Raw genomic sequence first — 25,997 nt, 5'->3', positions numbered from 1 at the left:
GGCTGGAAGGTGGTCCGGCGTCGTGCATACTTCAAATATGGTATCGTGTGTTTCTGATATCCCATGAGTATCAACCGATGATCGAGCTGCGCCTGCTGCGCCAGTTCATCGCCGTGGCCGAGGAGCGGCATGTCCGCCGGGCGGCGGAGCGGCTGGGCATGGCGCAGCCGCCGCTGAGCACGGCGATGCGGCGGCTGGAGGATGTGGTCGGCGCGCCCCTGTTCGACCGCAGCCGCCGGCGCCTGGCCCTGACCGCCGCCGGCGTCGCCTTGCTGGAGGAGGCGCGCCGCACCCTGGCCCAGGCCGAGCACGCCGTGGCGGTGGCGCGGCAGGCGGGGCAGGGGCTGACCGGGCTGATCCGCATCACCTTCGTCGGCAGCGCCATGTTCGAGCGCCTGCCGCCGCTGCTGCGGGCGCTGCGGGCCCGGCACCCCGGGGTGGCGCTGGACCTGCGCGAGGCGACGACGATGCGGCAGCTGGACGAGCTGCGCGGCGGCCGCTGCGATCTCGGCTTCGTCATCCCGCCGCTGCCGGACAGCGAGGGGCTGGAGCAGCGCCCGGCCTGGGCCGAGCCGATGGTCGCCGTGGTCCCGGCCGGCCATGCGCTGGCGGGCCGCCGCCGCATCGCCCTCGCTGATCTCGCCGCCGAGCCCTTCGTCATGTTCCCGCAGGGCGAGGGGCCCGGCTTCCACGCCACGATCCTGGAGGCCTGCGCCGCGGCCGGCTTCGTGCCGCGGATCGCGCAGTCGGCGCACCAGATGCACGCGATCGTGTCGCTGGTCGAGGCCGGATTCGGCGTGTCGCTGGTGCCGGCCTCGCTGCGCCGGCTGCGGCCGGCCGGGGTGCGCTACCTGGCGCTGAGCGGCCCCGCGCCGCAGGCCCGGATCGCCGCCGCCTGGCGACGCGGCGACCGGTCGCCGGCCCTGCTGCAGTCGTTGGCCCTGCTTCAGGAGGTGACGAGGCCGTAGATCCGGAAGGCCGCGCTAGGACCAGATCACGATCTGATCCTTGGGCCGCCGCGCGCCTCCGCTGACCCATTCGATATTCGGCGTCGCCGCGGTGAGCTGGCGCCGCCCGGTGAATCCGGCCCAGATCAGCACATCAGCCAGCATCTTGACCCAGGCATGGCCCAGGCAGCTGTGCGCGCCCACCCCGAACGGCATGCCCCGGCCCGGCCGGCCCGGCTGGAAGCGGTCCGGCGCCGGGAACACGTCGGGGTCGCAGTTTCCCGCGGCCCACCACATCCAGATCAGCGTTCCTTCGGCAACAGCCCGGCCGTCGAAGACGAGATCCTCTCGCGCCTGACGGACCGTCAGCGTCGCCGGCGTCGCAAGGCGAAGCGCTTCCTCCACCGCCTGGTCGCGAAAGGCCGCATCGGACAGCCGGCCGTGATGCACGGAGCTGTGGAGCAGAATCGCGACCACCCCCGCCAAGCCCGCTGCGGTGGTGTCGATGGCGTCGAAGAGCAGCGAGGCGATGATGCTCGCCGCCAAGCCTCGATCGCCCTCCGGCACTGCCGCCGCTATGCGCGACGGTGGGCCGCCTCCGCCTGCAGCCACCAACGCCGCCGTTCTCGACTGCAGCAAAGCCGCTGCCGCGTCGGCGTCTTCGGCCTGCGACGGGTCGGGGGAAAAGGATAGCTGGCTGGTCAGCCGCTCCACGGCCGATGCGAAGAGAGGGGCATCCTCGACGGGGTAGCCCATGAAGGCACACCAGGCATCCGCCGCAACGGGCAGTGCCAGATCCGTGAAGAGGTCGAACGGACCGCCCTGGAGCGCGTCGACGCGCGAGCGGACCAGACCCGCGGCGCGTTCCCGGAAGCCCTCAACGGCGGCATGGTTCAGCCCCGCGAGTACGGCCTTGCGCAGGTGCCGATGCCGCGGCGACACCTGGGCGAACAGGGCGTGTCGAAACAGATCGGATACGGCGCCGGGCTGGCCGTCCGATGGCGGCGGCACAGGCGTCCCGTCGACCGCGGGATGCTGGCCGAGTTCACGCAGCGCCCGATAGCCCAGCACGGCCAGGCCGCCGTCAGGGCTGGCCTGCAAACGGCGGCCGGAGCTGAAATGTCGCTGAAACACGGACACCGGATCCTGCCAGAATCCGGGCAGGGTGAAGTCGTCGAACACGCGCACTGAATTTCTCCGAAGGCCATAGCAAAGGGCCGGCGATCGGCCGGCGGCGACACCTGGTGTCTGCCCCTTATCGGATCTCGCAGTGCGCGCAGTACATCATCAGACCTGTCTCGTCGGCGGCTCGGCGACGGCTTTTCATCCTAACCACATTTCTCTTACGCGGCAAGGCCTTAGCAGCCCGGCCCTTCGTTCGGCGGCGAGACACACGCCGAGGCTTCAGCCCCTGGCGCAATCGACCGCTCAGCGGAGGTTGGCCAGGATGGTCAGCGCTTCTTCGAGATGGCGTTGGACCATCGGCACCAGCTCGGACGCCAACGCCTTCAGCCCGGGATCGCCGCCGGACGCGCTGTAGCTCTGCTGCAGCTCCAGGGCCTTCTGATGCCCGTCGATCTGGCCATGCATGTAGAGGCGGTCGAAGTCCGGGCGTGCGGCCGATCTCAGCGCGTTCAGCTCCTCCCGGCGCTCCGGGTCGAGCGTCGTCCGCGGCTGGAGTGCCGGGTTCGACGCCGCCGCGGCGCGGCGGATCTCGGCATTGGCGACGACGTGGTCCCGGACCATCATCCGGGCGAAGCGCCTGACATCCGGACTGCTGGCCCGCGAGGTCGCGACCCGGCTGGACTCGACTTCGAACAGGCCGCTCATGCCGGCGCTCTCGACATAGTCGGCCGGATCGATCTGCGGCGCCGCGGCCGGCGATGCCGGCATCGCCGCGGGCTCGCTCTCGCCGTTGCCGCAGGCCCCGAGCAGAATCGAACCGGCGATCGCCGCGAGGGACAGCGCAAGGGCGGTCCTCATGACCAATCTCCATGGCTGAGGCGGGAAATGCCATGGCAACAAGATCAGGACGGCCGCCGTTCCGGACCGCCATCGGCCAATGCCCATCGGCGGCGCCGCCGTTCGAGCTTGCTCGCCTCCGCGGCGCGCCGGCCCATGGACGGTGGCGGCCGGCTTCGGCTAGACCGGACCGTCGCCCGTCACGGCGGATGGAGGAAGGATGTCCCGTTTCGCGAGCGCCGCGGCGGCGCTGCTGCTCCTGCTGGCCGGGCCGGCCGCGGCCGAGCCGGTGGTGCCGACCAGCCGGGCCGAGATCGACCTCAGCTTCGCGCCGCTGGTGCGCAGCGCGGCGCCGGCCGTGGTCAACATCTATGCCCGCCACATGGTGGTGGAGCGGCCGAACCCGCTGTTCGACGATCCCTTCTTCCGCCGCTTCTTCGGCGACGACCTGCCAGGCGGCCGGCCGCGGCAGCGGATCGAGAACTCGCTCGGCTCCGGCGTCCTGGTCGGAGCGGACGGGCTGGTGGTCACCAACCACCATGTGATCAAGGATGCCGACCAGATCACCGTGGTGCTGTCCGACCGCACCGAATACGAGGCCGAGCTGGTGCTGTCGGACGAACGCACCGACCTGGCCTTCCTCAAGCTGAAGGATCTCGGCGGCCGGTCGCTGCCGTCGCTGCCGCTCGGCGACAGCGACGCGCTGGAGGTCGGCGACCTGGTGCTGGCGATCGGCAACCCCTTCGGCGTCGGCCAGACCGTGACCATGGGCATCGTCTCGGCGATCGCCCGCACCGCCGTCGGCATCTCCGACTACGACTTCTTCATCCAGACCGATGCGGCGGTGAACCCCGGCAACTCCGGCGGCGCCCTGATCGACATGAAGGGCCGGCTGGTCGGCATCAACACCGCGATCTACAGCCGCACCGGCGGGTCGCTCGGCATCGGCTTCGCCATCCCCGCCAACATGCTGCGCAGCATGATGCGCGCGGCCGAGACCGGGCAGCCGGTGGTGCGGCCCTGGCTCGGCGCCGATGGCCAGGCGATCGACCGCGGCCTGGCCGAGGCTTATGGCCTGGATCGCCCGGCCGGCGTGCTGGTCAATGGCGTCGATCCCAAGGGGCCGGCGGGGCGGGCCGGCCTCAAGGTTGGCGACGTGGTCACCGCGGTCGACGGCCATGCGGTCGACGACCCTGAATCGCTGCGCTTCCGCCTGGCGACGCTCGATCTCGGCGCCACCGCGAAGCTGACCGTGCGGCGCGGCCGGGACACGGCCGAGCTGTCGCTGCCGGTCGAGGCGCCGCCGGAGGACCCGCCGCGCGACCAGCGCGTGCTCAGCGGCCGTTCGCCGCTGGCCGGCGCCACGGTGGTCAACGTCTCGCCGGCGGTGGTGGAGGAGATGCGGCTCAACGGCCCCGGCAAGGGCGTGGTGGTGACCGCGGTCGCTGCCCGCAGCCCGGCCGCGCGGCTGGGGCTGCAGCCGGGCGACGTGCTGCTGCGGCTCGACGGCGAGGAGGTCGGGAGCACCGAGGCGCTGGAGGCGTCGCTGCGCCGGTCCCGCGGCCCGTGGCGCATCGCGATCCAGCGCGGCGGGCAGGTGCTGGAGACCGTGGTCGGACGGTAGAGACCGTCTGATCCTGCACCTGGCGTGGCCGTCTGATGGCGGGCTCGATCGCTTCCGGTGCTCACGGACTTGAACGTCCACTGCGCTCCGTTCTCGAAACCACCACCAGCCGACTCACGCCAGCGCATTCTCAACGGTCTCTCGGCGCCGGTTGCCTCGCCGACCCGCGGCTGAAATGATCCGCCCGATTCGAGGAAAGGGATGGACGATGGCCGCACTATCGACCGGCGACCTGCTGCGGGGCGCCGTGGGCTGGAGCCTGGGGCATGCCGGGGCGCTGGCGCGGCTGTCGGCGCCGGCGATCGCCTTCGCGCTGATCCTGCGCTTCGCCATCGACTGGCTGTGGGGAGACGACGTCGCAGCGATGTTCGCGGCCTCGGAGGCTTCGTCCGGCGCCACCGCCGTGGCGGTCTCGGCCGAGGCGTCGATGGCCGCCGGGGTGCTGGCCATGGCGCTATCGATGCTGGTGGTGCTGCTGACGATCGCGCTGATCGCGGTCGCCTGGCACCGCTATGTGCTGCGCGGCGAGTTCGCACCGTTCCCGGCCGATGCCGCGACCCTGCGCTTCGCGCTGTACCAGATCTGGCTCGGCATCCTCGGCCTGTTCACGGCCACGGCCGGGGTGTTCGTGCTGTCGATCCTGTTCGGCCTGGTCGGCGGGCCTTCGCTGATGCAGGCGCTGGCCGCCGGCGGGCCGTCGGGCAACGTGCTGGCGCTGCTGGTGGCGACGGCGGTGCTGACCGCGCTCGCCACCGTGCCCTTCGCCTTCTACGGGCTGGTCCTCCCCGCCATCGCGATCGGCGACCGCGGCCTGACCGGGGCCGAGAGCAGCCGGCTGCTGCGTGGCCACAGGCTGCAGGCCTGGGCCGCGCTGGCCGTGGCGTCGCTGACCTTCCTGGTGATCGCCTATGGCCTCGGCGCGGTGCTGGCGGCGATCCTGCCGGCGGAGACCGGCATCGGCGTCGCGACCCTGCTGGCTGATCTGGTGTCGCTGGTGCTGACTGCGGTCGAGGTCAGCGTCTTCGCCGGCGTGCTGTCCGAACTGTACCGGGCGCTGCGCGTGCCGGAGCTGGCACGGAACGGCGGCGCCCCGGAGTGAACCTCCGGGGCGCCATGGTCGCGATCACTCCGCCGGGCCGCCTTCCGGCTTCGGCGCCGGGACCGGCCGGCGCCGGGCGAACACCGAGCCGAGCCAGCGGCAGACGACGTAGAACAGCGGCGTGAACAGCAGGCCGAACACGGTCACGCCGATCATGCCGAAGAACACCGCGGTGCCCAGCGACTGCCGCATCTCGTAGCCGGCGCCCGACGCGATCACCAGCGGCACCACGCCGAAGATGAAGGCGAAGGAGGTCATCAGGATCGGCCGCAGCCGGGTCCGGGCGGCCGAGACCGCGGCGTCCTGCCGGCTTTCGCCATGCTCCTCCGCCTGGCGGGCGAACTCGACGATCAGGATCGCGTTCTTCGCCGCCAAGCCGATCAGCACGACGAAGCCGATCTGCGCCAGGATGTTGACGTCCATGCCCCTGAGCAGCAGGCCGCTGACCGCGGCCAGGAGGCACATCGGCACGATCAGGATGACCGAGAGCGGCAGGGTCCAGCTCTCGTACTGCGCCGCCAGCAGCAGGAAGACGAACACCACCGAGGCGATGAACACCAGCATGCCGGTGTTGCCCGCCAGCTTCTCCTGCAGCGCCAGTTCGGTCCATTCGAAGCCGAAGCCCTGCGGCAAGGTCTCGGTGGCGATCTGCTCCATCGCCGCCAGGGCGTAGCCGGTGGAATAGCCCGGCAGGGTCGCCCCCTGCACCTCGGCCGCCGGGTACAGGTTGAAGCGAGGCACGCGGTAGGGGCCGGTCCGGTCGTGGAAGCTGGCCACCGCGCTCAGCGGCACCATCCCGCCGCTGTCGCTGCGGGTCTTGAAGTTGCCGATGTCGCGCAGGTTCTGCCGGAACTTGCCATCCGCCTGGGCGGTGAGACGGAAGGTGCGGCCGAGATAGTTGAAGTCGTTGACGTAGGTCGAGCCGAGATAGACCTCCAGCGTCTCGAACACCCGGTCGGCCGACACGCCCAGCATCTCCGCCTTCACCCGGTCGATGTCGGCATAGAGCTTCGGTGTCCTGGTGTTGAACAGCGAGAACACGCCGGCCAGGCCCGGGGTCTGGTTCGCCCTGGCCACGATCTCCTGCGTCGCGGCGTCGAGCGCGGGCAGGCCGCGGCCGGTCCGGTCCTCGACCATCATCTTGAAGCCGCCACCGGTGCCGATGCCGCGCACGGGCGGGGGCTGGATGGTGATGATGAAGGCGTCCTGGATGCCGGCCAGCTTCTGGTTCAGCGCCGCCTGCAGCGCGGTGACGCTCTGCCCCTTGGCGCTGCGTTCGGCGAAGGGGGCGAAGGTCGAGAAGATCGCGCCGGCGTTCGAGGCGTTGGTGAAGGTGGCGCCGTCGAAGCCGGAGAACGGCACGACATGGATGATGCCCGGCACCTCCAGGATCTGCTTGGCGGCCTCCCGCACCACCGAGTCGGTGCGGGCGAGAGAGGAGCCGGGGGGCAGCTGGATCACGGTGATGAGGTAGCCCTGGTCCTGCTCCGGAATGAAGCCGGTCGGGGCCCGGCTGAACTGCACACCGGTCAGGCCGATCAGCCCGAGATAGGCCACCAGCATGACCACGGCGAAGCGCAGGATCCGGCGGGTCAGCCCGCCATAGCCCAGCGACAGCTTGTCGAAGGCCCAGTTGAAGCCTCGGAAGAAGGCCGCGACCGGCCGGAACAGCGGCGAGGTCCGGTGCGAATCATGCGCCTGATGCGGCTTCAGCAGGATGGCGCACAACGCCGGGCTGAGGGTCAGCGACACGAAGGCCGAGATCACCGTGGCCGCCGCGATGGTGACCGCGAACTGGCGGAAGAACTGGCCGGTGATGCCGGTGATCAGCGCCGCCGGGATGAACACGGCGCACAGCACCAGGGCGATGGCGATCAGCGCGCCGCCGACCTCGTCCATGGTCAGATGCGCCGCCTCCTTCGGCGACCGGCCCTCGCGCAGATGCCGTTCGACGTTCTCGACCACCACGATGGCGTCGTCGACGACGATGCCGATGGCCAGGACGAGGCCGAACAGGGACAGGTTGTTCAGCGAATAGCCCAGCGCCGCCATCACCATGAAGGTGCCGATCAGCGAGATCGGGATGGCGACGACCGGGATGATCGCCGCGCGCCAGGTCTGCAGGAACAGGATGACGACGATGACGACCAGGACGATCGCTTCCCAGATCGTCTTCTCGACCTCGTGCACCGATTCCGCGATGAACTCGGTCGGGTTGTAGATGATGTCGTACTGCAGGCCGGGCGGGAAGTTCTTGGACAGTTCCGCCATGGTCGAGATCAGGCGGTCGGCCGTTTCCAGCGCGTTCGACCCCGGCCGCTGGAACACCAGGATCGGCACCGCCGGCCGTTCGTCGAGATAGCCGTTGGCGGTGTAGTCCTGGGCCGCCAGCTCGACCGTCGCGATGTCGCGCACCCGGGTGACGCGGCCGTCGGCGTCGGTCTTGACCACGATGTTGCCGAACTGCCGCGGGTCGACCAGCCGGCCGAGGGTCTCGACATTGAGCTGGTAGGCGGCCTGGTTCGGCACCGGCGGCTGGTTCAGCACGCCGGAGGCGACCTGGACGTTCTGCGACCGCAGCGCCGCCACCACCTCGCCGGCGGTCAGGTTGCGCGAGGCCACCTTGTCCGGGTCGAGCCAGACCCGCATGGCGTAGTCGCGGGCGCCGAAGATGCGCACGTCGCCGACGCCGTCGAGACGCGCCAGCACGTCGCGGACCTGCAGCGTCGCGTAGTTGGAGATGTAGAGCGGGTCGCGCGATCCGTCCGAGGAGCTGAGATGGATCACCATCAGCATGTCGGGCGAGGATTTGCGCACGGTGACGCCGATCTGGCGCACCTCCTCCGGCAGGCGCGGCTCGGCCACGGCGACGCGGTTCTGCACCAGCACCTGGGCGATGTCGAGGTCGGTGCCGAGGGCGAAGGTGACCTGGATCACCAGCTGGCCGTCGCCGGTCGCCTGCGACTGCATGTAGAGCATGTTCTCGACGCCGTTGATCTCCTGCTCGATCGGCGTGGCGACCGTGTTGGAGACCACCTCGGCCGAGGCGCCGGGGTAGGAGGTGCGGATCTCGATGGTCGGCGGCGCGATCTCGGGATACTGCGCCACCGGCAGGGTGAAGTAGGCGGCCGCGCCGAGCAGCACGACCAGGATCGACAGCACCGTCGCGAAGATCGGGCGGTCGATGCAGAAATGGGAAAAGCGCATCGGGGCCCGTCCTCAGTTCGCCTCGTATTCGGGCGTCGGCTCGATGGTGCCGGGCTGCGGCGTCACCTTGGCGCCCGGCCGGGCGCGGACGAGGCCGTTGATGATGACCTTCTCCTGCCCGGTCAGGCCCTCGCGCACGATGCGCAGCCCGCCCGGCTGGGTCGGGCCGGGCCGGATGATCTTGGGTTCGACCGTGTTGTCGTCCTTCACCGTCATCACGATGCGGTTCGACTGGTCGGTCAGGATCGCGGTCTCCGGGATCAGGATCGCGTCGTATTCGTTCGATCCGGGCAGCCGGATCCGGCCGAACTGGCCCGGCGTGATGAACAGGTTCTTGTTGTCCAGCACGGCGCGGGCGCGGATGGTGCCGGAGCCGGGGTCGATCCGGTTGTCGACGAAGTTCATGGTGCCGCCATGCGGCCACTCCTGCTCGTCCGGCAGCCGGGTCTGGATGATCGTCTCGTTGTCCCGGGTCGAAGGCAGCCGGCCGGCCGCCACCGCGCGCTGGTAGGCGAGGAAGTCGGCCTCGCTCATGTCGAAGGTGAAATAGATCGGGTCCAGCGCCACGATCGTGGTCAGGAGGGTCGAGTTCGGATCGCCGGTGACCAGGTTGCCGATGTCGACCCGCCGGTTCGAGACGCGCCCGGCCATGGGCGCGCGGACCTGGGTGAAGTCGAGATTCAGCTGCGCCGACTGCAGCGCCGCCGTCGTCTGCTGCACCTGCGCCTCGGCTGCCCGGCGCTCCTGCACCGCCTGGTCGTAGGCCGAGCGCGAGACGTTCGACTGGCTGACCAGCGCCTGGGCGCGGTCGAGCTGGACCTTGGCCAGGTCCAGCCGGGCCTGGGCGCTGGCCAGGTCGGCCTTGGCCGAATCCACCGTCGCCTGGTAGGGGCGGGGGTCGATCACGAACAGCACGTCGCCCTGCTTGACCATGGCGCCGTCGGCGAAGTTGATCGACTGCAGGTAGCCGGAGACGCGGGCCCGCACCTCGACCGTCGCCGTCGCCTCGTAGCGGCCGGTGAACTCGTCCCATTCGGTGATGCGCTTGACCAGCGGCGACGCCACCGTCACCGGCGGGGGCGGCGGTGCCGCCGCCTGGCCTTCGCTGCTGCTCGATTCATTGCAAGCGGCCAGGAAGGCCACCGTTCCCAATGCGGCCAGGGTGCCAAAGACCCTTCCTGGCCGCGTCCGCAGGCGCCCGGTCATCATGTCTCGCTCTCCGAAGGAGGTCCCCTGCCGAGAGGGTCATCCCTGCATAGGGGGTTGTCAATGCGTCGGGGGTTAGGGGTGAAAATCGTTCGCCTTTTGCACTGCAAAAGTTCCCGGCGAAGTGATCGTGATCACATCCGGGCGAAAGCGGGGCGGGATTGTGGCGCCGGCCCCTGCCGTGGAAGCTCGCTGTTGCGCCGCCGCGGCCGCTGGCCGACGATGCGCCCCATCATGGCTCGCTCACATAGTCCGCATTTCTCACCCTCCGTGTGGCCTGCGCCGGTTGAAGACGCCGGCAGGGCAGGAGCCGCGCGCAGCGCGATGTGGTACATCGGGCAAGCGCGGCGACGCACCCTGCCGGCGTCTTCAACCGGCCCGGAGGGTTGCCTTGCGGCGGGCGCCTGCGGCCCCGGGCGGCTCGACCGTATGTCCCTATACGCTCTTCGCCGCCCGGAGCGCATTCACCTCGCCGCAAGGCAACGCAGGCCGCATGGAGGGTGAGAAATGCGGACTAAACCCGACGATACCCCGTCGCTCTTCGCCGACCAGGCGCCGCGGCCCCTGGCCGACCGGCTGCGGCCGCGCAGCATCGCCGAGGTGGTCGGCCAGGACCATCTCCTGAAGCCGGACGGCCCGATCGGCCGGATGGTGGCGGCGCACCGCATCGCCAGCATGATCCTGTGGGGGCCGCCCGGCTGCGGCAAGACCACGCTCGCCCGGCTGCTGGCGGAGCACACTGACCTGCATTTCGAGCCGCTGTCGGCGATCTTCTCCGGCGTCGCCGAGCTGCGGAAGGTGTTCGACGCCGCCCGCGGCCGGCGCGCGGCCGGGCAGGGGACGCTGCTGTTCGTCGACGAGGTGCACCGCTTCAACCGCAGCCAGCAGGACGCCTTCCTGCCGGTGGTGGAGGACGGCACCATCACCCTGATCGGCGCCACCACCGAGAACCCGTCCTTCGAGCTGAACGCGGCCCTCTTGTCGCGCTGCCAGGTCTTCGTCCTGAACCGCCTGGACTTCGCGGCGCTGGAGGAGCTGCTGCAGCGGGCGGAGGCGGCGGAGGGCCGGGCGCTGCCGTTGACGCCGGAGGCGCGCGACGCGGTCAAGGCGATGGCCGACGGCGACGGCCGCTATCTCCTGAACCTGGCGGAGGAGCTGTTCGCGCTGAAGCCGGACGGGCCGCTCGACGCCGCCGCCCTGGCCCAGGCGGTGCAGCGGCGGGCGCCGGTCTACGACAAGGCGCAGGAGAGCCACTACAACCTGATCTCTGCGCTGCACAAATCGCTGCGCGGCTCCGACGTCGATGCCGGGCTCTACTGGTTCGCGCGGATGCTGGCCGGCGGCGAGGACCCGCTCTATGTCGTGCGCCGGCTGGTGCGCTTCGCGGTCGAGGACATCGGCATGGCCGACCCGAACGCGCTGACCCAGGCGCTGGCGGCCTGGGACGCCTATGAGCGGCTGGGCAGCCCCGAGGGCGAGCTGGCGATCGCCCAGGCGGTGATCTACCTGGCCACGGCGCCGAAGTCGAACGCCGCCTACACCGCCTTCAAGGCCTCGGGGCGCGCGGCGAAGGAGACCGGCAGCCTGATGCCGCCGATGCATATCCTGAACGCCCCGACCCGGCTGATGAAGGAGATCGGCTACGGCAAGGGCTACGCCTATGACCACGACACCGAGGAAGGCTTCTCCGGCCAGAACTACTTTCCGCCGGACATGGAGCGGCAGGAGTTCTACCGCCCGGTCGAGCGCGGCTTCGAGCGCGAGATCCGCAAGCGGCTCGACTACTGGGCGAAGCTGCGGGCGCAGAGAAGCGAGGACGGGGAGTAGGCCTCCCCGTCCAAGCCTGCATCACACCATGGTCACGCCCGGCGGCGGCTCCGGGGCGCCGACGGTCTGGCAGAACCACAGCGAGTAGCCGTAGGGATCCTTCACCGCGAAGGTCCGGTCGCCCCACCATTGCGTGGTCAGCGGCTCGGTCACCGCCACGCCGCGCGACCGCACCTCGTCGTGGAAGGCGTCGACATCCTTCACGTAGAAGTAGATGTCGAGCGGCCGGGGGCCGCCCTGGCCCTTGGCGATGCCGGCGCCGGGCGACTGCGGCCGGCCCATCATCACCATGATCCCGTCGCGCTGGACGATGCCGAAGTCGAACTTCCCGTCCTTGCCGACGATCCCCATCATGTGGCCGAAGCCCAGCTTCTCCAGATAGAAGTCGCGCAGCGCCTCCACCTCCTCGACCCAGAAGCTCGGGATCACCGGCGGCGCCTGCGGGATGGCGTCCTGGCTCATATCATCCTCCCCGATGAGTGGCTGATGGGGGAATTGTCCGCGGCCGCATTCTCGCTTTCATCTACTTTCTGGAGTAGAAAGCGGTCATGCGATGGCAGGATCTGGCGCTGCTCGACGAGGCCGGCTTCTCGCTCTACGAGAAGCGGGCGCTGGTCGCGCTGGGCATTCTCGGCGTGTCGGACGCCGCCGGGCTGTGCCGCGAGGGCGACATCCCGACCTCGAAGATCTACCTGGCGATGGAGAAGCTGGCCCGGCTGGGCCTGTGCGAGATCCAGCACAGCCGGCCCAAGCTCTACGCCGCCCTGCCGCCGGACGCCGTGGTCGACCGGCTGGTCGAGCTGGCGCGGGAGCGGGCGGAGAGCTTCGCCGCCCAGGCCGACCAGCTGCGCGCCACCCTGCGCGATCTGCCCGGGCGGCTGCGCGGCGGCCGCGGCGTGGTCGACCTGGCGCTCGGCACCGAAAGCCATGTGAAGCGCCATCTCGCCCGGCTCGCCGGGGCCCGCCGGCGGGTGCTGTCCTATCTCGAGGAGGGCGACCTCTCGGCCATCGACCGCCAGGCCGAGTCCGGCTTCGACGTGCTCAAGCGCCTCGCCCGGGCCGCCTCCGGTCGCGGGCTGGACCACCGGGCGATCTTCGGCTTCTCCGACCGCACGGCGCCGCGGCTGGTCGCCTTCCTGCGCCGCCATGGCGGCTCGCTGGGCCACCTGTCGGGGCTGCGCTATTCGGGCGAGCTGGGGCACCCGTTCCATGTCCTGGACGACGAGACGGTGATCCTGTCGCTCGACCATCCCTTCGTGCCGGAGGGGCGCTTCGCCTCGCTGCTGGTGCACGACCGCGACCTGGCCGCCAGCCTCACCCAGGGCTTCGAGACGCTGTGGCAGAAGGCGCTGCAGGACCTGCGCGAGATCCGCTTCCTGCCGAGGCAGCCGGCCTCGGGATCCTGACCCTGCGGCGCCCTGGCCTATCGGCGAAGCGGCGGGAATGGTATAGAGCGTGCGAATTGGTCGCAAACCCGGTCCCCGTCGCCCGGGTCCCGGTTGGAGGTATGGCCCAGATGCTGGCCACTGTGTTCGCCCCGAAGTTCCTGATCGTCTACGCCTATATCGCCTCGGCGCTGTGGGTGCACTTCCGCGGCCAGGTGCGGCACCGCTTCACCCGCCAGCTGACCGACCATTCGACCTTCTTCGCGCCGATCAACTGCTTCATGTACCTGTTCTCGCGGGTGCCGAGCACGCCGTATCACGACCCGCGCAGCTTCCCGGAGCTGCAGGTGCTGAAGGACAACTGGCATGTCTTCCGCGAGGAGGCGATGCGGCTGCAGGAAGAAGGCGACATCAAGGGTTCGGACAAGCTCGACGACGTCGGCTTCAACTCCTTCTTCCGGCGCGGCTGGAAGCGCTACTACCTGAAGTGGTACGGCGACCCGCTGCCCTCGGCCGCGGCGCAGTGCCCGCGATCGGTCGCCATCGTGCAGAGCATCCCGAGCCTGAAGGCGGCGATGTTCACCTCGCTGCCGCCGGGCGGCAAGCTGGTGGCGCATCGCGACCCCTATGCCGGCTCGCTGCGCTACCATCTCGGCCTGATGACGCCGGCCGACGACCGCTGCCGCATCGTCGTCGACGGCAAGGCCTACAGCTGGCGCGACGGCGAGGACGTGGTCTTCGACGAGACCTTCATCCACTACGCCGAGAACTTCTCGGACGAGAACCGGGTGATCCTGTTCTGCGACGTCGAGCGGCCGATGCGCTTCCGGTGGGCGCTGGCGGTGAACCGCTTCTTCGCCAAATACCTGATCCAGGCCGGCGCCACCCGCAATGCCGACGGCGACAAGGTGTCCTGGGTCAACCGGGCGTTCAGCTACGTCTACCCGGTCCGGGCCTTCTTCAAGAAGGTGAAGAAGAAGAACCGCAAGCTGTACTACACGATCAAATACGTCTTCTTCGGCGGGCTGCTGGCGGCGTTCCTCGCCTTCGTCTGAGAGCCCGCCCGATACTGCTACTGGTGCGGCCGTCTGACGGCGGTTTCTGCGCTTCCGGTGCTCACGGGCTTGAACGTCCGCTGCGCTCCGGTTCTCGAAACCACCGCCAGCCGACTCACACCAGCGCAGCCTCGAACGGGCTCCGAGCGCCATCCTTCGGCCACGTCGTCATGCCAGCTTCGTCGACGTGGCATCCGCATGAGGCGTGGTCAGCGTGACTTTCCATAGCGAGCAGGCTGCCCCGGCGGGTTTCGACCGCTTCGTCGCCATCGACTGGTCCGGCGCCCTCGGCGCCTATGCCGGGATCGCCGTCGCCGAGTGCCGGGCCGGCGCCGGCGGGCCGGTGCTGCTGCCGCCTCCGGCAGGCCGGCGCTGGACCAGGACCGCCGTCGCCGAATGGATCGCGACGGAGGCGGCGACCGGCGCGCGGATCCTGGCCGGCATCGACTGCGCCTTCTCGCTGCCCTTCGCCGTCGCCGCCGCCTATCTGCCGCCGGGCGGCGACGCCCGGGCGCTGTGGGCGCTGGTCGATCGGATCGCGGCCGAGGCGCCCGACTTCCACGGCGCCGGCTTCGCCCGCCATACGGACTACACCGCCGATTTCTGGCATCGCGGGCCGCGGCCGGCCGGCTGGGTCGAGCCGCACCGCGCCGCCGAGTTGGCCTGCCGCCGCGACGGGCTGGGCGCGCCCGACAGCCCGTTCAAGCAATTCGGGCCGAAGACGGTCGGCCCCGGCGCCCTGGCCGGGATGCGGGTGTTGCACCATCTGCGCAGCCGGCTGGACGGGCAGCTCGCCATCTGGCCCTTCGAGGCGCCGGCCGCGCATCCGCTGGTGATGGTCGAGATCTATCCGCGCCTGTTCTGGCGCCGGGCCGGGCGCATGGCCAGCGCCAAGGTGCGCAACCGCGCCGATCTCAACGCCGCGCTGGCGCGGCTCGGCAGCGGGCCGGTCGAGGCGCCCGATCCGCTGACCGACCACGCCACCGACGCGCTGATCGCCGCGGCCGGGCTGCGGGCGCTGGCCGCGCACCCGGCGGTGTGGTCGCCGCCGGGGCTCGACCCCGCCACCGCCCGCACCGAGGGCTGGATCTTCGGGGTGAGCGGATGAAGGCGCTGCGCCTGGTCCTGGCGACCGTCGCCGCGCTGGCCGCGGGGCTGCTCGGCCTCGCCGTGCTCTACGCCGGCGCCGCCCTGGCGCTGGCCCTGCTGCCGGTCGGCGGCCGGGTGCAGCAGGCCGCGCCGAGCGATCCGCCGGCCTATGTCTGCGCCACCTTGACCCACACCGACATCGTGCTGCCGGCGCGGGACGGGCTGGTCGACTGGACGGCGGTGTTCCCGGATGCGGTGCCCGTCGCCTTCGTGCCGAACCTGCACGTCGCCTTCGGCTGGGGCGACCTGACCTTCTACCGCGAGACCCCGACCTGGGCCGATCTCCGCTTCCGCACCGCGATGGCGGCGCTGTTCGGCGGCGGTCCCACCGCCCTGCATGTCGCCTATGTCATGGACCCGGCGGCCCACCCCGGCTGCACCCGGCTGGCGCTGGACCGGGAGGGCAGGGAGGCACTGATCGGCTTCATCCGCGGCACCGCCGCGCTGGGCCCGGACGGGCGCGGCGTGCTGGCGGCACCGCCGGGCCTCGGCACCCACGAAGCCTTTTACGCCGCGCACGGCACCTACCGTCCCTGGCTGACCTGCAACGAGTGGACCGCCGAGGCACTGCGGGCGGCCGGGGCCCCGACCGCGCTGTGGGCGCCGTTCAGCTTCGGCGTGATGTGGCCGCTGGGGTGAGCCCCTACTTCCGCTGCCGGCGCTGACGCGGCTCCGGCGGCTTCGGCACGAAGCCCTCGGCGTCGCCGTCGGCCGTCTTGTCGGCATAGGAGACGGCGCGGCCCTGATAGGGACCCTGGGCCACGGAGATGAACTGCAGGGTGTTGCCCAGCTCGTAGAGCCTGGCGCAGCGCTCCTCGCCTTCGCGGAAGCTCAGGCACAGCTCGTCCCGGTCGTCCGGCACGCGCCAGCGGCCGCGGAAGGTGGTGCGCCGGTCGCGGTACCAGAGCTGCCCGTCCGGAGCGAAATACTCGGTCCAGGCGTCGCCGGCCTTGTCGGTGTTGGTGTCGACCGAGAAGGTGCCGTAGACCGTCTTGTCGGTCAGCCGTTCGAGCAGAGCCACCCGCGGAATCGGCTTGGCGCCGTGCGCCGTCAGGTCCTCGGCGGTCGGGTCGGGCGGCAGCGGCTTCGGCCCGCAGCCCGCCAGCAGCCCCAGCAGCACGGTTCCCGCCACGATCCCGAGCCTCATCGCCCCGTTCTCCCCGTCCTGACCCGACTCGATCCGCTTGCGCGGCGATAATATCCCTTTATGCGCGGATGGCGGGAAAATCCAGTGCCGTCATGCGCCCCTGAGAGCGTTGATCGCCCCGGCCGCCACGACGCCGAGCCAGACCGCCACGAGGCACAGCAGCACCGACAGCAGGATATTGGCGCCGGCCCGCGCCCATTCCCCCGCCTGCATCAGCGCCAGCGTCTGCAGGCTGAAGGAGGAGAAGGTGGTGTAGCCGCCGCACAGCCCGACCATGACGAAGACCCGGACATCCGGGCTGACCATGAAGCGGCCGTCCGGCCCGGTCAACGCGCCGAAGACGCCGATGACGAAGGAACCGAGGATGTTGATGACCAGCGTGCCCCAGGGAAAGGTCTCGCCGACGCGCTCGGCGATCAGCCCCGAGCACCAGTAGCGCGCCATGCCGCCGAGCGCGCTGCCGGCCGCGACCCACAGATAAGCCCCCACGCGACGATCCCCTCTTCGATCCCGCCATGCTACACAGCGCCGATGAGCCGAATGCCAGCCCCGCCGAAGCACCGCAACGCCCATCCTGCGCCGAAGCCCCGCGCCGGCGCCACCCCCCGGCCTGCGGGCCCGGGCGGGGGCGGCGTGCAAAATGTCGCGGTGTCGCAGGATGAGGGCGAGCTGCGGCTGGACCGCTGGTTCCGCCAGCGCTTCCCGGGCCTGACCCATGGCCGGCTGGAGAAGCTGCTGCGCACCGGGCAGATCCGGGTCGACGGCAAACGCGCCAAGGCGGCGCAGCGGCTGGAGGCCGGCCAGACCATCCGCATCCCGCCGCTGGACGACGCCGCGGCGCAGCCGCCGGTGCCGCGCGCGCCGATGCCGCTGAAGGCGGAGAAGACGGAAAGCCTGGCGGCGGAGCTGAAGCGCGCCATCCTGCTGATCGACGACGACGTGATCGTGCTGAACAAGCCGGCCGGCTTGGCGACCCAGGGCGGCGGCAAGGTCCGGGCGCATGTCGACGGGCTGCTCGACCATCTGCAGTTCGACGCGCGGGAGCGGCCGCGGCTGGTCCATCGCCTGGACCAGGAGACCTCGGGCGTGCTGCTGATCGGCCGCAGCGCCAAGGCGACGCGGCGGCTGAGCGAGGCGTTCCGGGAGCGCGCGACGCGCAAGGAGTACTGGGCGGTGACGGCGGGGGTGCCGCAGCCGCGCCAGGGCCGCATCGACCTGCCCCTGGCGCGGTCGCCGAACAACGTCGGCCGCGTGGTCGAGGACGGGGACGAGGAGGGGCTGCGCGCCGTCACCGACTACACGGTGGTCGAGGCCGCGGCCCAGCACGCCGCCTTCGTCGCGATGTGGCCGGTCACCGGCCGCACCCATCAGCTGCGCCTGCACATGGCGGCGCTGGGCACGCCGATCCTGGGCGACGGCAAGTACGGCGCCGGCAAGGCCGTGATCGCCGGGGCCGAGCTGCCGCGGCAGTTGCATCTGCACGCCCGCCGGCTGGTGCTGCCGCACCCGACCCGCGGCACCATCGACGTCACCGCCCCCCTGCCGCCGCATATGGCGGCAACCTTCCGCTATTTCGACTTCGATCCCAAGGCGAAGCCGGAAGGGCCGGAAGACTGAGGGGGCTGACGAAGCGTGGGCAGGCGCGCAACCTCTCCCGCCTGGCGGGAGAGGTCGGGCTCGCGCAGCGAGACCGGGTGAGGGCCGGCACTGGCCTCGACAAACTCCCCTCACCCGGAGCCGCTTCGCGTCTCCGACCTCTCCCGCAAGCGGGAGAGGCAATCAAACTGCGAACGTCCTCTCACCTGACCGGAAGGGACCGTGAAGCTGATCATCACCGGATCCGAGGGCAATATCGGGCGGCGGCTGCGGCGGGCCTTCCCCGGCTGCATAGGCATCGACCGGGCGGCGGGGGCGGAGATCCGCGCCGATCTCTCGATCGTCGACTACGGCGACCCGGCGATCGCCGCGGTGCTGCGGGGCGCGGATGCGCTGATCCATCTGGCGACCTCGGCCGATCCGGACGCGCCGGAGGCGGTGCATTGGCAGGCCGTGGTCGACGCCGCCCGGCTGTTCGCGGCCTGCGCGGCGCACGGCGTCGGGCGGATCGTCGTCGCCTCCTCGGACTGGGCCGCGCCGAAGAACGGCGCCGCGATCAACAGCTATGGCCGGTCCAAGCTGGCGCTGGAGAGCCTGGCGGCGATGTATGCGGCGGGACAGCGCTCCGCCCGGGTGATCCGCGTCGGCTGGGTGCCGCATGACCCGGCCGAGCTGGCCGCGGCGCCGGACTGGCTGAGGCGGAATTGCTGGGACGACGACCGCCTGGCCGCGGAGTTCCGGCGGGCGCTGCCGATCGCGGAGCAGTGATGCCGGTCTCGGATGACGACGTCATCGCCTGGGCGATGGAGAACCCGGTGAACGCCGCGCTGATACGGCGGCTGCCCGGCCTTGGTCTCCGGCAATGCTTCCTGACCGCCGGATGCCTGTTCCAGGCGGTGTGGAACCGGCGCTCCGGCCAGCCGCCGGGGACGGCGGTCAAGGACTACGACGTCTTCTACTTCGACGACCGCGACCTGTCCTGGGAGGCGGAGGATGCGGTGATCCGGGAGGCTGCGTCCCTGTTCGCGGACCTCGGCGCGCCGATCGAGATCAAGAACCAGGCACGGGTCCATCTCTGGTACCAAAAGCGCTTCGGCAGCCCCTATCCGCAGCTTTGCTCGGCCACCGACGGCATCGACCGCTATCTCGTGCAATGCACCTGCATCGGCATCGAGGTGGCGACGGGCCGGCTGTACGCCCCGAACGGGCTCGAGGACATGGTTGCGGGTATCCTCCGGCCCAATCCGCTGAACCCGTCGCCCGAGCTGTTCCGCGCCAAGGCGGAGGTCTATCGGGCACGCTGGCCCTGGCTGACGATCGTCGACGAGGCACGCTGAGCCGGCTTCGGCGGCTACGCCTCCGGCGGCTCGGTCCGGGCCGTGCCGTATTGCAGCACCTGCACCTTCTCCAGCGTCACCAGGCCGCTCGACATCATGCCGTCGAGCACCGGCAGGAAGGCCTCGATCTTCGGCTCGGCGTCGACGATCTCGATGATCAGCGGCAGGTCCTCGGACAGACGCAGGATCTTGGCGGTGTGCAGGCGGCTGGAATGGCCGAAGCCCATCGGGCCGCGCAGCACCGTGGCGCCGCCCAGCCCGGCCTCGCGCGCCTTCAGCACGATCGCCTCGTAGAGCGGTCGGCCATCGTGGCGGTCGTTCTCGCCGATGAAGATGCGCAGCAGGATCGCGTTCCGCGGCAGTCGCATGACCCGGCCTCCATCGCGGTGCGGACCCAGCATACGCCGGTCCGCCGCCGGAGTCCGGCCGTCAGCCTGCCGGCCCGGACCAGCTGCCGCCGTAGCCCGGCTGCACCTCGGCATAGCGCTGCGTCCAGACCGGCAGCGGCGTGCCGCCCAGCAGGGCCTCGAGCCGGTCGAGATAGGCGTGGGTGCCGGGGATGAAGCCCTCGGCATTGCGCAGCGACAATCCGCTGTGGCTGAAGCGCAGCAGGGTGCCGTCGCCATCCGCCTCCAGCTCGTAGCGCACCACGGTCTCGCCGACGATCGACTGGTGCCATTCATGCTCCAGCAGCCGCGGCGGGTCCCAGGCCAGGATGCGGCCGGAGATGCCGCGGACCTCCCGCGGCACCGGCGGGCCTTCGGCCACGGTCTCGATCCGGCCGCCCGGGCGCGGGTCGATGGTGGTCGGGCCGAGCCATTGCCGCCGCTGCTCCGGGTCGGTCAGCGCCGCCCAGACGGCCTCGATCGGATAGGGCAGGCGGCGCTCGAAGCGGATCGTCGCCGTCTCGCCGTCGCGGATGATGGTGCCGGTGCGGCTGGTCATGGCTGGTCGTCCCGTCGGTGCGGCGCGGTGGCGGCGAGGTGCCGCTCCAGCGCGTCGAGATGGTCGGCCCAGTGGCGGCGGAAGCGCTGCAGCCAAGCGTCCAGCTCGGCCAGCCGATCCGGCTTCAGCGCATAGATCCGCTGCTGCGCCGCCGGCCGGGCCTCGACCAGCCCGGCCTCGCGCAGCACCCGGAGATGGCGCGACACCGCGGGCTGGGTCAGGGCCGGGAAGGCGGCGACGATCTCGCCCGCCGGCCGCGGCTGGTCGGAGAGCAGGTCGAGGATCGCCCGGCGATGCGGTTCCGCCACCACTTCGAACACGTCCATGAGCGTATATGCGCCTGCGATTATATAATCGTCAACGTATGCACGGTCACTTGCCCCGGGCGAGGGCCAGGCCGATGCCGGCGCCGACCAGCAGGCTGCCGGTGATCCGCTGCCGCAGCCGGCCGTGGCGGGCCAGCAGCATCCGGGCGCGGCCGGCCAGCAGCGCCCAGCCGCTGTCCAGCGCCACGGCCAGCACGAGGAACGCCGCCGACAGCAGCGCGACCTGGGCGCCGGCCGGCCGCGCCGGATCGACGAACTGCGGGAAGAAGGCGCCGTAGAACAGCAGCGTCTTCGGGTTGGTCAGCGACACCAGCAGGGCGCGGCCGTAGATCGCGCCGGCGGATTTCGGCTGCGCCGCAATCCGGGTCAGGTCGGCCGGCGGGCTGCGCCAATGGGTGATGCCGAGCCAGACCAGATAGGCGACGCCGATCCAGCGCAGCGTCTCGAACCAGCCGCCGGCGGTGCCCAGCGCCTCGGCCATGCCGAGGGCGGTGAGGCCGAGCTGCAGCACCATGGCGGAGCTGGTGCCGAACACGGTCAAGAGGCCGTAGCGCGGGCCCCAGGCGACGCTGTTGGCGACGATCAGGGCGACGTTCGGCCCCGGGATCAGGATGACCAGGGTGACGGTGGCGCTGAAGGCGAGAAGGAGGTGCGGGTCGATCATCGGGCTCTCCGAAGGCAGGAGGGGCCGGCGAGGATCGGATATGAAAAACCCCGCCGGTGCGGCGGGGCGTCGTGCGTCGGGCGGTCGGCGTCCGGTCAGGAAGACCGTCGGTCGGACCTCGTCCCGGGCGCGCAAGCGACAGCGACCGCCGGAATGCGGCGGCGTTGTTGCAGGCGAAGGGAAACGGCACGAAGCATGCCCGCACCATAACGGCGCGGGGCCGGCGTGGTCAATCCGACGCAGAATCCCACTGCGAGCGGAGGCATAATAACCCTTCCGACCGCTTGATTTGGAGGAGAGGCAGCATGGACAGATTCACCGGCGGTTGCCTGTGCGGCAACGTCCGAATTGTGGCGTCGGGACGCCCATACCGGGTCGGCCTCTGCCACTGTCTCGACTGCCGCAAGCATCACGGGGCCCTTTTTTCCGCTTCCGCGGTGTTCCCTCAGGATGCGGTGACGATCGATGGCGAAACGCGCGACCACGCCGGGCGGTTTTTCTGTCCCCGCTGCGGCTCCTCCGTTTTCGCACGCAGCGCAGACGAAATCGAAGTGAACCTGGGATCCCTGGATGCGCCTGACCAGCTGATGCCGACCTACGAAAGCTGGATCATCCGTCGCGAGTCCTGGTTGCCGCCGTTTCCGCTCGAGAGACGATACGATCGCGATCGTGACCCCACGAGCCGCTTCGAGGAGTAGGTCGCACGAACGGCGCGAAGGCGCCGTTGCGAATCTGCCCAGCGCCTCGACCCGCCCGGCCAGGACCGCGACGTCGGATAACGTCGTCCAGGTGTCGGCCTTGTCTCAGGCCGACGCTTCGGCGGGGGCCGGGGACAGGCGGAGATGGCGCACGGTGCGGTGCATCCAGCACAGCGAGACGGCGATGACGAGAAGGAGGAGCAGGAAGCAGCTCGACCACAGGCCGGTCAGGTCCTTCAGAACCCCGAAGGCGACGGGCAGGAGGAAGCCCCCGAGCCCGCCGACCATCCCGACGACCCCGCCGACGGCCCCGATGCTCTCCGGGTAGTAGGCGGCGATGTGCTTGAAGACGGCGGCCTTGCCGAGGCTCATGACGAAGCCGAGGACGAAGACGACGGCGACGAAGACGATCGGGCCGATCGCGAAGGGCGGCGTCGGCGGCAGGGCGAGGATCGCCGTCGCCACGGCGGAGACCAGGAACACCAGATACATGACCGCCCGGGCGCCGATCCGGTCCGACAGGACGCCGCCATAGGCGCGGAAGATGCTGCCGGGGATCGAATAGGCGGTCGCGATCATGCCGGCGGTCTCGATATCGAAGCCGTACGCCCCGACGAGATATCGCGGCAGCCACAGCGACAGGGCGACGAAGCCGCCGAAGGCGAAGAAGTAGTAGAGCGAGAAGCGCCAGACCCGCGCATTCCGCAGCGGGGCGAATTCCTGCAGGAAGGGCTTCGGCGCGCCGCCCTGAAGCTTGCGCTTGCGGTAGTCCGGGTCGTCGCCGGTCGTGAACCAGAACACGACGGCCATGACGGCGAGGGCCAGCGCCCAGATCTCCGCCACCGCCTGCCAGCCCCAGGCCAGAAGGACGAAGGGCGCGAGGAACTTCGTCACCGCCGCCCCGACATTGCCGGCGCCGAAGATGCCGAGCGCCGTGCCCTGCTTCTCCGGCGGGAAGAAGGGCGACACATAGGCGACGCCGACGGCGAAGGACCCGCCGGCGAGGCCGACGCCGAGCCCCGCGATCAGCATCTCCGGATAGGTGGTGGCGCGGGAGAGCAGGAAGGTCGCGAGGGCGGCCGCCAGCATCGTCGCGGTATAGACGAGCCTGCCGCCGTAGCGGCCGGTCCAGACGCCCAGCAGGATGCGGATGAGCGATCCCGTCAGCACCGGCGTGCCGACGAGAAGGCCGAATTCGGCTTCGCTCAGCCCGAGCTCCTGCTTGATGCGGATGCCGATGATCGCGAACAGCGTCCAGACCGCGAAGCACAGGGTGAAGGCCACGGTCGAGATCCACAGCGCCCGATCGGGGCTGCAGGTCGGGCTTGCGGGCGGTTGATTGACGTCGGCCATGGCTGCTCCGGAACGCGATGCTGAACTGGCCTTTCGCGGCCGGATCGCGTCCCGCAGGAACCGTGCCAACTTGTCGATCGCGGAGAAGATCCAGGCTTTTCAGGGCCAGGCCGCCTCCAGAGGCGGCCTGGCTCCCCGCCGGATCGCTCAAGAACCGATCACAGGATCATCGAGGCTGCCCAATTGTGGGGCAGCGTGGCCTTCAGCCGGCCTGGGGGGCCGAGGTCATCCAGCCGGCGACGGCGCCGGTCGGGTCGCGGACGATGGCGATGCGCCCGACGCCGGGCACTTCGAAGGGCTCCTTCAGGATCGTGGCCCCGGCCTGCTTCGCTGCCGCGATCCGGGCGTCGACGTCGTCGACCTCGATATAGGCGAACCAGTTCGGCGGCACCTCCTCCGTGCCGGGGACATTCCGAATGTCCAGCACGCCGCCGACCATCCTGTCGCCGATCTTGGCGACGATGTACTCGCCGCCGCTGGCCATCGGCATGGTCTCGAAACGCCAGCCCAGGGTCCTGGCGTAGAAGTCGCACGCCCCCTTGGGATCGCGGGTGTTCAGCTCGTTCCAGCAGACGGTTCCGTGCTCGGGCATTGTTGCCTCCCATCAGACGGCGGATTGCCGCATTCCGAGAGGATATCACGGTTTCGATGACGCTCCCGCGATGCCGGCCCGGTCCGCACCGGTCCCGGCTGTCAGCGCGCGGCGCGCCGCATCGGGGTCACGGGCGGCGACGACCCCGCCCGGATCGTCCCCGTGATCTCGAAGCCGTGCTGCTGGTACAGCCCGATATTGGCGGGGTTGCTCGATTCGAGATAGGCGGGGAGATGGTCCTGGTCGCAGCGCTGCAAGGTGGCCTGCAGCAGCGCCGTGCCGTAGCCCTTGCGCTGGTGCAGCGGGTCGACGCCGATCAGGGGCAGGTGCCAGTGCGGCTCGACCGGGCGATACCGGGCCATCTGCTCGATTATGGCGCCGATTTCGTCCCGTCTCTCCTGTGGAATGGTCGTTTCGATCAGTGCTCCCAAGGCCTCTTCGTCGGAATGGGCGCCCGGCCGCAGCCACAGCGCCGCCGCGGCGTGGTCGTCAGCCTGCCAGGCCGTGCCGTCGGCGAAGGCGGCGCCGCCGAGGGCGCGGATGAAGCCAGGGAAATGCAGCAGGTATTGCCGCGGGTCGGGGTAGGTCCAGCGGGCCATCGGATCGGTGGCGAAGGCCAGCAGGATGGTGGCGACGGCGCGCTCGCTCTCGGCCGGCTCGACGATCGCCACGATCGGCATCGAGGATTCGGACATGGGCGGCTCCCTCCGGAGGGGCGATGATGACCCATGGCGTCCTGCGGCGCACGTGGTTTCGCCGGGAGGCCGGCGCCCGGCTACGGCTTCGGCGCCGATCCCGCCACCGCCGGCGCCCGGTCCGCCGCGGCCGGCACGGCGCGGGCCTGGCGGGCGGCCCGCAGCTTCTGCAGGTGCTGGTCGGCCAGGACGCCGATCAGGATCACCGTCCCCATCACCGCGAAGTTGAGCGAGGAGGGGATGCCGAGCAGGTTGACCAGGTTCTGCAGCACCTGCAGCAGCACGGTGCCGAGAATGATGCCGAGGATCGAGCCCTCGCCGCCGCGCAGCGAGCAGCCGCCCAGCACCGCCGCGGCGATGGCATAGAGCTCGTAGAAATTGCCGTGCGCCGAGGGCTGGATCGAGTTGGTGTAGAAGGCCAGGAACACGGCGGCCAGGCCGGCCAGCAGGCCGCAGATGACGTAGGCCGATCCGATCACCAGCCGGGTGCTGATGCCGGAATAGCGCGCCGCCTCCTCGTTCTTGCCGACGGCGAAGAGATAGCGGCCGAACACCGAGCGGTGCAGCACCACCCACATCACCAGCGCCACCACCACCATGGCCAGGAAGCTGTTGGGGATGCCGAAGCTGCGGCCGGTGGCGAATGCCGCCAGCGTGTCGAAATCGCCGCCATAGCCGAAGCCGACGGTGGCGTCGTCGGTGTAGTAGCGGGCGGCGCCGCGGTAGATCAGCAGGGCGCAGAGGGTGACGACGAAGGGCTGGATGCCGACCCGGGCGACCAGGAAGCCGTGGATGGCGCCGAACACCCCGCCCATGGCGATGGCGGCGGCCAGCGCCAGCGGCCAGGACCAGCCCCAGTTCACCACCATGTCGACGAAGACGACGCCGATCAGCGCGAACATCGACCCGACCGACAGCTCGATGCCGGCGGTGATGATCACCAGCCCCTGGCCGATCGAGAACAGCCCGTAGAGGCCGACCAGATTGGCCATGTTCAGCAGGTTCACCGTCGAGATGAAGCGCGGCTGCAGCAGCGCCACGACGCAGCCGATCACCAGGATCAGGATCGCCAGCCCCAGTTCCTTCCTCATTGCCTCTGACGTCCTCCCGGTTCGCGTCTCTTTCGCATTCTCTCTTGTTGTCATTGCCGGGCTTGACCCGGGCATCCAGAGGCTGTCGACGC

General features: G+C 70.5%; 27 protein-coding genes. 12 read left to right on the top strand and 15 right to left on the bottom strand.

From position 1 onward, the window contains the following. Positions 1-77 precede the first annotated feature (77 nt). The gene (locus tag G537_RS0118885; protein WP_026871459.1) at positions 78-968 is read left to right on the top strand and encodes a LysR family transcriptional regulator; all 891 of its coding nucleotides are present in this window, start codon (positions 78-80) and stop codon (positions 966-968) included. Positions 969-983: 15 nt separating this feature from the next. Here the strand turns inward: G537_RS0118885 and G537_RS0118880 are convergent, their stop codons facing one another. Both G537_RS0118880 and G537_RS0118875 read right to left on the bottom strand, forming a co-directional pair. Continuing rightward, complete coding sequence (locus G537_RS0118880; protein ID WP_026871458.1) at positions 984-2,135, bottom strand: cytochrome P450; 1,152 nt, start codon at positions 2,133-2,135, stop codon at positions 984-986. 240 nt (positions 2,136-2,375) lie between these two features. Continuing rightward, on the bottom strand, positions 2,376-2,930 hold the full coding sequence (locus G537_RS0118875) for a DUF4142 domain-containing protein (RefSeq protein WP_026871457.1): 555 nt from the start codon (positions 2,928-2,930) through the stop codon (positions 2,376-2,378). A 199-nt stretch (positions 2,931-3,129) separates the two neighbouring features. Between G537_RS0118875 and G537_RS38695 the strand changes: the two genes are divergently transcribed. Both G537_RS38695 and G537_RS0118865 read left to right on the top strand, forming a co-directional pair. Next, positions 3,130-4,533: a Do family serine endopeptidase gene (locus tag G537_RS38695; protein ID WP_034852217.1), complete on the top strand. Its 1,404-nt coding sequence runs from the start codon at positions 3,130-3,132 to the stop codon at positions 4,531-4,533. 208 nt (positions 4,534-4,741) lie between these two features. Then, positions 4,742-5,632 (top strand): hypothetical protein, encoded by an 891-nt coding sequence (locus G537_RS0118865; RefSeq protein ID WP_026871456.1) that lies wholly within the window; start codon positions 4,742-4,744, stop codon positions 5,630-5,632. A 24-nt stretch (positions 5,633-5,656) separates the two neighbouring features. Here G537_RS0118865 and G537_RS0118860 read toward each other — a convergent pair whose 3' ends face one another. After that, on the bottom strand, positions 5,657-8,839 hold the full coding sequence (locus G537_RS0118860) for an efflux RND transporter permease subunit (protein ID WP_026871455.1): 3,183 nt from the start codon (positions 8,837-8,839) through the stop codon (positions 5,657-5,659). A gap of 12 nt (positions 8,840-8,851) precedes the next feature. Then, complete coding sequence (locus G537_RS38690) at positions 8,852-10,048, bottom strand: efflux RND transporter periplasmic adaptor subunit (protein ID WP_034852214.1); 1,197 nt, start codon at positions 10,046-10,048, stop codon at positions 8,852-8,854. 504 nt (positions 10,049-10,552) lie between these two features. Here G537_RS38690 and G537_RS0118850 point away from each other — a divergent pair. Next, positions 10,553-11,872, top strand: a complete 1,320-nt coding sequence (locus tag G537_RS0118850) for a replication-associated recombination protein A (RefSeq protein WP_026871454.1) — start codon at positions 10,553-10,555, stop codon at positions 11,870-11,872. Positions 11,873-11,893: 21 nt separating this feature from the next. Here G537_RS0118850 and G537_RS0118845 read toward each other — a convergent pair whose 3' ends face one another. Then, entirely contained in the window at positions 11,894-12,334 is a 441-nt protein-coding gene (locus tag G537_RS0118845) for a VOC family protein (protein ID WP_026871453.1), read from the bottom strand. Positions 12,335-12,420: 86 nt separating this feature from the next. Here G537_RS0118845 and G537_RS0118840 point away from each other — a divergent pair, with 86 nt between their 5' ends. The 4 genes from G537_RS0118840 to G537_RS0118825 all read left to right on the top strand — a co-directional run bounded on the left by G537_RS0118840 (position 12,421) and on the right by G537_RS0118825 (position 16,100). Continuing rightward, entirely contained in the window at positions 12,421-13,278 is an 858-nt protein-coding gene (locus tag G537_RS0118840; RefSeq protein ID WP_026871452.1) for a TrmB family transcriptional regulator, read from the top strand. 110 nt (positions 13,279-13,388) lie between these two features. Then, positions 13,389-14,312, top strand: a complete 924-nt coding sequence (locus G537_RS0118835) for an aspartyl/asparaginyl beta-hydroxylase domain-containing protein (RefSeq protein ID WP_026871451.1) — start codon at positions 13,389-13,391, stop codon at positions 14,310-14,312. 214 nt (positions 14,313-14,526) lie between these two features. Continuing rightward, on the top strand, positions 14,527-15,420 hold the full coding sequence (locus tag G537_RS0118830; protein WP_064742172.1) for a hypothetical protein: 894 nt from the start codon (positions 14,527-14,529) through the stop codon (positions 15,418-15,420). Beyond that, on the top strand, positions 15,417-16,100 hold the full coding sequence (locus G537_RS0118825; RefSeq protein WP_051248609.1) for a DUF2459 domain-containing protein: 684 nt from the start codon (positions 15,417-15,419) through the stop codon (positions 16,098-16,100). Before G537_RS0118830 ends, G537_RS0118825 begins: the two co-directional genes overlap by 4 nt. A 4-nt stretch (positions 16,101-16,104) precedes the next feature. Here the strand turns inward: G537_RS0118825 and G537_RS0118820 are convergent, their stop codons facing one another. Both G537_RS0118820 and crcB read right to left on the bottom strand, forming a co-directional pair. After that, on the bottom strand, positions 16,105-16,608 hold the full coding sequence (locus G537_RS0118820) for a hypothetical protein (protein ID WP_026871448.1): 504 nt from the start codon (positions 16,606-16,608) through the stop codon (positions 16,105-16,107). A gap of 90 nt (positions 16,609-16,698) precedes the next feature. After that, complete coding sequence (gene crcB, locus G537_RS0118815) at positions 16,699-17,097, bottom strand: fluoride efflux transporter CrcB (RefSeq protein WP_026871447.1); 399 nt, start codon at positions 17,095-17,097, stop codon at positions 16,699-16,701. 144 nt (positions 17,098-17,241) lie between these two features. Here crcB and G537_RS38685 point away from each other — a divergent pair, with 144 nt between their 5' ends. The 3 genes from G537_RS38685 (at position 17,242) to G537_RS0118800 (ending at position 19,541) form a co-directional block, all read left to right on the top strand. Beyond that, complete coding sequence (locus G537_RS38685; RefSeq protein WP_034852244.1) at positions 17,242-18,225, top strand: RluA family pseudouridine synthase; 984 nt, start codon at positions 17,242-17,244, stop codon at positions 18,223-18,225. A 201-nt stretch (positions 18,226-18,426) separates the two neighbouring features. Beyond that, positions 18,427-18,972 (top strand): NAD-dependent epimerase/dehydratase family protein, encoded by a 546-nt coding sequence (locus G537_RS0118805; RefSeq protein WP_026871446.1) that lies wholly within the window; start codon positions 18,427-18,429, stop codon positions 18,970-18,972. Next, positions 18,972-19,541, top strand: coding sequence for a nucleotidyltransferase family protein (locus G537_RS0118800; RefSeq protein ID WP_026871445.1), 570 nt, complete (start codon positions 18,972-18,974; stop codon positions 19,539-19,541). Before G537_RS0118805 ends, G537_RS0118800 begins: the two co-directional genes overlap by 1 nt. Before the next feature lie 14 nt (positions 19,542-19,555). Here the strand turns inward: G537_RS0118800 and G537_RS0118795 are convergent, their stop codons facing one another. The 4 genes from G537_RS0118795 to G537_RS0118780 all read right to left on the bottom strand — a co-directional run bounded on the left by G537_RS0118795 (position 19,556) and on the right by G537_RS0118780 (position 21,476). Continuing rightward, complete coding sequence (locus G537_RS0118795) at positions 19,556-19,909, bottom strand: DUF190 domain-containing protein (protein WP_026871444.1); 354 nt, start codon at positions 19,907-19,909, stop codon at positions 19,556-19,558. 61 nt (positions 19,910-19,970) lie between these two features. Next, positions 19,971-20,486, bottom strand: a complete 516-nt coding sequence (locus G537_RS0118790) for an SRPBCC family protein (RefSeq protein WP_026871443.1) — start codon at positions 20,484-20,486, stop codon at positions 19,971-19,973. Continuing rightward, positions 20,483-20,812, bottom strand: a complete 330-nt coding sequence (locus G537_RS0118785; protein WP_026871442.1) for an ArsR/SmtB family transcription factor — start codon at positions 20,810-20,812, stop codon at positions 20,483-20,485. The genes G537_RS0118790 and G537_RS0118785 overlap by 4 nt, the downstream gene beginning before the upstream one ends. 46 nt (positions 20,813-20,858) lie before the next feature. Then, entirely contained in the window at positions 20,859-21,476 is a 618-nt protein-coding gene (locus G537_RS0118780; protein ID WP_026871441.1) for a LysE family translocator, read from the bottom strand. A gap of 305 nt (positions 21,477-21,781) precedes the next feature. On the opposite strand from G537_RS0118780, the gene G537_RS0118775 reads away from it, so the two are divergent. Then, positions 21,782-22,174, top strand: a complete 393-nt coding sequence (locus G537_RS0118775; protein ID WP_026871440.1) for a GFA family protein — start codon at positions 21,782-21,784, stop codon at positions 22,172-22,174. Between the two features lie 105 nt (positions 22,175-22,279). Here the strand turns inward: G537_RS0118775 and G537_RS0118770 are convergent, their stop codons facing one another. The 4 genes from G537_RS0118770 to G537_RS38680 all read right to left on the bottom strand — a co-directional run bounded on the left by G537_RS0118770 (position 22,280) and on the right by G537_RS38680 (position 25,905). Then, the gene (locus G537_RS0118770) at positions 22,280-23,527 is read right to left on the bottom strand and encodes an MFS transporter (RefSeq protein ID WP_026871439.1); all 1,248 of its coding nucleotides are present in this window, start codon (positions 23,525-23,527) and stop codon (positions 22,280-22,282) included. 202 nt (positions 23,528-23,729) lie between these two features. Further along, positions 23,730-24,119: a VOC family protein gene (locus tag G537_RS0118765; protein WP_026871438.1), complete on the bottom strand. Its 390-nt coding sequence runs from the start codon at positions 24,117-24,119 to the stop codon at positions 23,730-23,732. Between the two features lie 101 nt (positions 24,120-24,220). Next, on the bottom strand, positions 24,221-24,814 hold the full coding sequence (locus tag G537_RS0118760) for a GNAT family N-acetyltransferase (protein WP_051248607.1): 594 nt from the start codon (positions 24,812-24,814) through the stop codon (positions 24,221-24,223). Between the two features lie 80 nt (positions 24,815-24,894). Further along, on the bottom strand, positions 24,895-25,905 hold the full coding sequence (locus G537_RS38680) for an ABC transporter permease (RefSeq protein ID WP_034852211.1): 1,011 nt from the start codon (positions 25,903-25,905) through the stop codon (positions 24,895-24,897). Positions 25,906-25,997 lie beyond the last annotated feature (92 nt).

Origin of the sequence: Inquilinus limosus DSM 16000 (assembly GCF_000423185.1) — a bacterium.
Lineage (GTDB): Bacteria > Pseudomonadota > Alphaproteobacteria > DSM-16000 > Inquilinaceae > Inquilinus > Inquilinus limosus.
The sequence above is the reverse complement of the archived record's forward strand: the minus strand, read 5'-3'. Positions and strand labels throughout refer to the sequence as shown.

What these genes read in the sequence shown, in the direction of transcription:
- G537_RS0118885 (WP_026871459.1), top strand. Translation starts at nt 78, where the DNA reads ATGATCGAGCTGCGCCTGCTGCGCCAGTTCATCGCCGTGGCCGAGGAG.
- G537_RS0118875 (WP_026871457.1), bottom strand. Translation starts at nt 2,930, where the DNA reads ATGAGGACCGCCCTTGCGCTGTCCCTCGCGGCGATCGCCGGTTCGATT.
- G537_RS38695 (WP_034852217.1), top strand. Translation starts at nt 3,130, where the DNA reads ATGTCCCGTTTCGCGAGCGCCGCGGCGGCGCTGCTGCTCCTGCTGGCC.
- G537_RS0118865 (WP_026871456.1), top strand. Translation starts at nt 4,742, where the DNA reads ATGGCCGCACTATCGACCGGCGACCTGCTGCGGGGCGCCGTGGGCTGG.
- G537_RS0118860 (WP_026871455.1), bottom strand. Translation starts at nt 8,839, where the DNA reads ATGCGCTTTTCCCATTTCTGCATCGACCGCCCGATCTTCGCGACGGTG.
- G537_RS38690 (WP_034852214.1), bottom strand. Translation starts at nt 10,048, where the DNA reads ATGATGACCGGGCGCCTGCGGACGCGGCCAGGAAGGGTCTTTGGCACC.
- G537_RS0118850 (WP_026871454.1), top strand. Translation starts at nt 10,553, where the DNA reads ATGCGGACTAAACCCGACGATACCCCGTCGCTCTTCGCCGACCAGGCG.
- G537_RS0118845 (WP_026871453.1), bottom strand. Translation starts at nt 12,334, where the DNA reads ATGAGCCAGGACGCCATCCCGCAGGCGCCGCCGGTGATCCCGAGCTTC.
- G537_RS0118840 (WP_026871452.1), top strand. Translation starts at nt 12,421, where the DNA reads ATGCGATGGCAGGATCTGGCGCTGCTCGACGAGGCCGGCTTCTCGCTC.
- G537_RS0118835 (WP_026871451.1), top strand. Translation starts at nt 13,389, where the DNA reads ATGCTGGCCACTGTGTTCGCCCCGAAGTTCCTGATCGTCTACGCCTAT.
- G537_RS0118825 (WP_051248609.1), top strand. Translation starts at nt 15,417, where the DNA reads ATGAAGGCGCTGCGCCTGGTCCTGGCGACCGTCGCCGCGCTGGCCGCG.
- G537_RS0118820 (WP_026871448.1), bottom strand. Translation starts at nt 16,608, where the DNA reads ATGAGGCTCGGGATCGTGGCGGGAACCGTGCTGCTGGGGCTGCTGGCG.
- G537_RS0118800 (WP_026871445.1), top strand. Translation starts at nt 18,972, where the DNA reads ATGCCGGTCTCGGATGACGACGTCATCGCCTGGGCGATGGAGAACCCG.
- G537_RS0118795 (WP_026871444.1), bottom strand. Translation starts at nt 19,909, where the DNA reads ATGCGACTGCCGCGGAACGCGATCCTGCTGCGCATCTTCATCGGCGAG.
- G537_RS0118790 (WP_026871443.1), bottom strand. Translation starts at nt 20,486, where the DNA reads ATGACCAGCCGCACCGGCACCATCATCCGCGACGGCGAGACGGCGACG.
- G537_RS0118785 (WP_026871442.1), bottom strand. Translation starts at nt 20,812, where the DNA reads ATGGACGTGTTCGAAGTGGTGGCGGAACCGCATCGCCGGGCGATCCTC.
- G537_RS0118780 (WP_026871441.1), bottom strand. Translation starts at nt 21,476, where the DNA reads ATGATCGACCCGCACCTCCTTCTCGCCTTCAGCGCCACCGTCACCCTG.
- G537_RS0118775 (WP_026871440.1), top strand. Translation starts at nt 21,782, where the DNA reads ATGGACAGATTCACCGGCGGTTGCCTGTGCGGCAACGTCCGAATTGTG.
- G537_RS0118770 (WP_026871439.1), bottom strand. Translation starts at nt 23,527, where the DNA reads ATGGCCGACGTCAATCAACCGCCCGCAAGCCCGACCTGCAGCCCCGAT.
- G537_RS0118765 (WP_026871438.1), bottom strand. Translation starts at nt 24,119, where the DNA reads ATGCCCGAGCACGGAACCGTCTGCTGGAACGAGCTGAACACCCGCGAT.
- G537_RS0118760 (WP_051248607.1), bottom strand. Translation starts at nt 24,814, where the DNA reads ATGTCCGAATCCTCGATGCCGATCGTGGCGATCGTCGAGCCGGCCGAG.
- G537_RS38680 (WP_034852211.1), bottom strand. Translation starts at nt 25,905, where the DNA reads ATGAGGAAGGAACTGGGGCTGGCGATCCTGATCCTGGTGATCGGCTGC.